Genomic DNA, 4,077 nt, shown 5'->3' on the forward strand with positions numbered 1-4,077 from the left:
CCGGGCGCGGACGCCGCCGTCGTGCGCAGCGTCAGGGAACGCACGGCGCCCTGCTCCTCCAGGCGGCGCAGCGCCGCCAGCACCCGCTCGTGCTCCGCGGCGTCCGCCGGCCGACCCGTCGCCTCGAGGTACGCGAGGACCCCGAGGTCGCGCAGGTACGCGTCCGCGTCCCCGCCCGACGACCCGGGCCCACCGAGGCCGGCGCCGGCCAGGGCGGTGTCGGCCTTCGCCGCGAGGTCGGTCGCGGCGGCCTTGGCCTTGTCGAGGAAGCCCATGTGTGTCCTCCTTGCCGTGGGGACGTCCGCGCTCCGGCGTCGCCGGTCCGCGGTGACGGGGCGCGGCGGTGCGCGGTGGGCGCGGGACGACCGGGCGGACGGGCGCGGTGCCCGCCGACATCACCCTGCGGAGAGCCTACGCAGGTGAGGGGCCTCTCAGTAGACTTCTGACGGCCCGATCCCGGGCCGTCCGAACGGCCCCAGGGGACGACATGCCCATTCACGGTTCGCTCTTCCAGGACTTCCGCGAGAACACCTCGCAGGACCCGTTCTCCCTGCAGAACAAGAAGCTGCTCAAGATCCAGATGGGCTACGGCCCCGTCTGGGCGAAGACGGGCTCGATGGTCGCCTACCAGGGCGACGTCCGGTTCGAGAACAAGGGCTCCGGCGGCCTGGGCCGGATGCTCAAGTCGGCGATGACCGGCGAGGGCGTCGACATGATGCAGTGCACCGGCCAGGGCGAGCTGTTCGTCGCCGACGACGCCGGCGACGTCCAGGTGATGTACCTCGAGAACGACCTCGTGTCCGTCAACGGCGCGAACGTGCTCGCGTTCTCCTCCTCCATCGAGTGGGACATCCACCGGATCCAGGCCCGCGGCGCGATGATGACCGGCGGCCTGTACAACGTCTCGCTGCGCGGCACGGGCTACGTCGCCGTCACCACCAAGGGCGAGCCGGTGGCGCTGGACGTCAGCGGCGCGCCGACGTTCGCGGACGCCCAGGCGGTCGTGCTCTGGACGTCCGGCGTCTCGATGGACGTGCGGGTCGACACCGGCGGCATCAAGTCGATGATCCGCGGTGGCACCGGCGAGCTGCTCCAGATGGCGTTCGGCGGCCAGGGCTACGTGCTCGTCCAGCCCAGCGAGTCGGTCGTCGCCGGGGGCCACCAGGAGACCTCGCAGAGCCGCGGCGGCGGCCTGGGCGGCCTGCTCGGCGGCTGAGCCCGCCGGGGCGGGGGGCCGCGCGGGGGGCTGGTCAGGCGGAGACGGCCAGCTCCCCGAGCTCCCGCACGGAGGCGCGCGAGCTCTCCACGACGACGAGCACCTCCACGCCCTCGTCGTCGAGCACCACGATCGCGCGCTCGCCGCACACGCACACGAGCTCGCCGTGGCCGGACGGGCCGCCGTCCTCGAACCAGACGCAGATGTGGGTCATGCCCCGACGGTAGGCACGACCACCGACATCGCTGCGGCGCCACGCCCACGACGGCTCATCCGCGCGCGCCGACGGCCGATGGGGCGTCGGGGACCGGACCGCGAGGAGAGCCGTGGGCAGACGACGCAGCGAGGCCGACCAGCAGGTCGCCGAGCTCCTCCGCACCGCCCGCGACGCGCTCGGGCTCAGCGTCGCGTTCCTGTCCCGTCTGGACGGCACGACGCAGCACCTCGAGGTCGTGGACTCGGCGATCCCGTTCGTCTTCCGTGAGGGCCTCCAGCTCGCGCAGGAGACGTCGTTCTGCCAGGCCATCTTGGACGGCCGGCTCCCCGCCGTCATCCCCGACGTGCGCGACTTCCCCGCGGCGATGGCCCTGCCCGCCGCCCGGTTCCCGCGCCTGCGCAGCTACGTGTCCGTGCCCGTCACGCTCAGCGACGGGACGCTCTACGGGACCTTCTGCGCCACCGGCCTGTCCAGCGACAAGGGACTGACGAAGCGCGACAAGGCGCTGATGGAGGTCCTCGCCTCGGCCGCCGCCGTCGTGCTGGAGCCCGGTGTCCTCGAGTCCGCGCGTGCGGAGGAGATCGAGCGCCGGCTCGCCCCGGTCCTCGACGCGGGCGGCCCGGTCGTCGTCCTGCAGCCGATCGTCGACCTGGCGACCGGTCGGCGCGTCGGCGCTGAGGCGCTGAGCCGCTTCCCGGCCGACTGGGGCAAGGCCCCCGACGTCGTCTTCGCCGAGGCGCACGAGGTCGGCCTCGGCGAGCGGCTCGAGCTCCTCGCGCTGGAGCGCGCGGCGGCCCACCTGGACGCCGTCGGCGGCTACGTCGCGATGAACGTCTCGCCCGGGACGCTCCTCGGTGCGCCGTGCCAGGAGCTCTTCGCGCGGCTGCCCGCCGGCCGCGTCCTCGTCGAGCTCTCGGAGCACGACGCGGTCGAGGACTACGACGCCCTGCGGGCCGCGCTCGCGCCGCTGCGGGCAGCGGGCACCCGGCTCGCGATCGACGACGCCGGTGCCGGGTTCTCCTCGCTGCGCCACATCGTCCTGACGGGCCCGGACGTCATCAAGCTGGACCGCAGCATCGTCGACGGCGTCGCCGGCGACCCCGTGCTGCGCACCCTCGTGGGGGCGCTCGTGGAGTTCGCGCACGGCAGCGGCGCGAGCGTCGTGGCCGAGGGCGTCGAGACCGCCGACGACGCCGCCGCCCTGCGCGCGCTCGCGGTGGACCTGGGCCAGGGGTGGTTCTTCGGCCGGCCGGGACCGCCGGAGGCGCTGGCGCCGGTCGAGGAGCCCGCGACGCTGACGCCGGTCGAGGAGCCGGCGCCGTCCGTGGCGTCGATCGCCCCGTGACCGTGCTGGGCTGACCAGGGTGACCCGGTCGGCCCCGCGGATGACCCGGTGGCGCAGGGGTGCAGAGCCGCCTCCGCAGGCCTACCGTGGTACCGGGTGGTCGCAGGGGCCGCCCAGATCGACCGCAGCCGGGGCTGGCGTCGCGGGAGGTGCCGACGATGGCAGGTGCGCACCAGGAGAAGGTGGTGGCGGGCCTGCGCCGGTACTGGTCGACGCAGCAGCTCACCCCCGACCTGCTCGCCCAGCTCCCGCCGATGCGGCGGGCGGTCGTCCTGGCGACCGCGCCCGAGTCCTTCGCGGCGGCGACCGTCAGCGCGGCGATGGTGCTCCACGCCGAGCGGTGCGGGACCGAGCGCTTCGGGTGGATCGGCGACTCCCGCAGCCTCGTGCTCGCCCACGCGGCCGCCTCGATGACGACGGAGCTCGAGGTCGTGCCGACCCGTGCCGGCCGGGACGAGCTCGCCCTGGTGGCGGGCTGCGACCACCTCGTGGTCGACACGTTCCGCGGGGCCCTGGGCACGGACCGCTGGGTGCAGCGGCACCTGCTCGCCCTGGTCCGCGCCGCGCGGTGCGTCTACGTGCTCGCCCAGGCCGGTCAGGCCCTCGCGGACGCTCCCGCCCTGCGGGCCGAGTTCGGTGCCTACCCCGTGCTGGAGTGCCGGATCCCCGTCCCGGCGACGGTGGCCCGCGGGGTGCGGTGAACCGGGTGCACGAGAGCCCCCGTCCTGCGGACGGGGGCTCGGTCGCTGCGGCTCGACGTCGGCGTCAGAGCCGGACGCGGCGCGGGTTGCTCACCGAGGTGTAGACGGCCTCGTCCTGCTCGGCGCCCTGCTGGGTGGTCTCGTTCTGCATGACCCTCACCCCTCCTCTATTCATCCGACGACTGGTGATCACCCGAGTGTGCGGCACGGGACCGCGTCCGCGCACGTGCAGGACGAAGGTCCCGGGTGTGAGTTCCGCCACGTCGTCCGGGAGGGCGTCGGCGACCGGTCGGCGGAACCAGGTCGTGGGATGCCTTCACGACATCCACACAGCCCGCGGGCAATGCTCACGGTTGCACCACTCAGGTGCGGGGGGTCACCCGCCGATACTGCCGAGGTGACGCCTCACGAGCTCCCGGGGCACGCCGCCGTGCCGTCCGCACCCTCCGCGCCGTCCTCGGCCCCCACGCGGTCCGAGGTGACGTCCGCCCCGCCCCTCGCCCCGGGCCCCGTCACCACGCCGGGGGGTGACCTGCTGCCGGCGCCCAGCGCGCCGGGCGCGCGTGAGCCGGGCGCCCGACGGACCGGCGGGTCCCCG

At 74.8% G+C, this 4,077-nt stretch carries 6 protein-coding genes and 1 pseudogene; 4 read left to right on the forward strand and 3 right to left on the reverse strand.

The features are described from left to right. On the reverse strand, window positions 1-275 hold a 275-nt coding region (locus tag N866_RS05150; RefSeq protein WP_034223575.1), incomplete at its 3' end, for a hypothetical protein. A gap of 212 nt (window positions 276-487) precedes the next feature. Here N866_RS05150 and N866_RS05155 point away from each other — a divergent pair. Continuing rightward, window positions 488-1,216, forward strand: coding sequence for an AIM24 family protein (locus N866_RS05155; RefSeq protein ID WP_034223577.1), 729 nt, complete (start codon window positions 488-490; stop codon window positions 1,214-1,216). 34 nt (window positions 1,217-1,250) lie between these two features. Here N866_RS05155 and N866_RS05160 read toward each other — a convergent pair whose 3' ends face one another. After that, window positions 1,251-1,430: a hypothetical protein gene (locus N866_RS05160; protein ID WP_034223580.1), complete on the reverse strand. Its 180-nt coding sequence runs from the start codon at window positions 1,428-1,430 to the stop codon at window positions 1,251-1,253. Window positions 1,431-1,542: 112 nt separating this feature from the next. On the opposite strand from N866_RS05160, the gene N866_RS05165 reads away from it, so the two are divergent. Beyond that, window positions 1,543-2,778, forward strand: a complete 1,236-nt coding sequence (locus tag N866_RS05165) for an EAL domain-containing protein (RefSeq protein ID WP_034223583.1) — start codon at window positions 1,543-1,545, stop codon at window positions 2,776-2,778. A 158-nt stretch (window positions 2,779-2,936) separates the two neighbouring features. Next, entirely contained in the window at window positions 2,937-3,479 is a 543-nt protein-coding gene (locus N866_RS05170; protein ID WP_034223587.1) for a hypothetical protein, read from the forward strand. 64 nt (window positions 3,480-3,543) lie between these two features. Here N866_RS05170 and N866_RS22575 read toward each other — a convergent pair whose 3' ends face one another. Beyond that, window positions 3,544-3,672, reverse strand: a complete 129-nt coding sequence (locus tag N866_RS22575) for a hypothetical protein (protein WP_281173192.1) — start codon at window positions 3,670-3,672, stop codon at window positions 3,544-3,546. 204 nt (window positions 3,673-3,876) lie between these two features. Between N866_RS22575 and N866_RS22060 the strand changes: the two are divergent. After that, window positions 3,877-4,077 (forward strand): annotated as a pseudogene (locus N866_RS22060) (hypothetical protein); the annotation flags it as partial.

Origin of the sequence: Actinotalea ferrariae CF5-4, assembly GCF_000603945.1 — a bacterium.
Classification (GTDB): domain Bacteria; phylum Actinomycetota; class Actinomycetes; order Actinomycetales; family Cellulomonadaceae; genus Actinotalea; species Actinotalea ferrariae.

Bases quoted from the DNA above. Each gene is read 5' to 3' on its own strand.
- N866_RS05170 (WP_034223587.1), top strand. From the start codon at position 2,937: ATGGCAGGTGCGCACCAGGAGAAGGTGGTGGCGGGCCTGCGCCGGTAC.
- N866_RS05160 (WP_034223580.1), bottom strand. From the start codon at position 1,430: ATGACCCACATCTGCGTCTGGTTCGAGGACGGCGGCCCGTCCGGCCAC.
- N866_RS05155 (WP_034223577.1), top strand. From the start codon at position 488: ATGCCCATTCACGGTTCGCTCTTCCAGGACTTCCGCGAGAACACCTCG.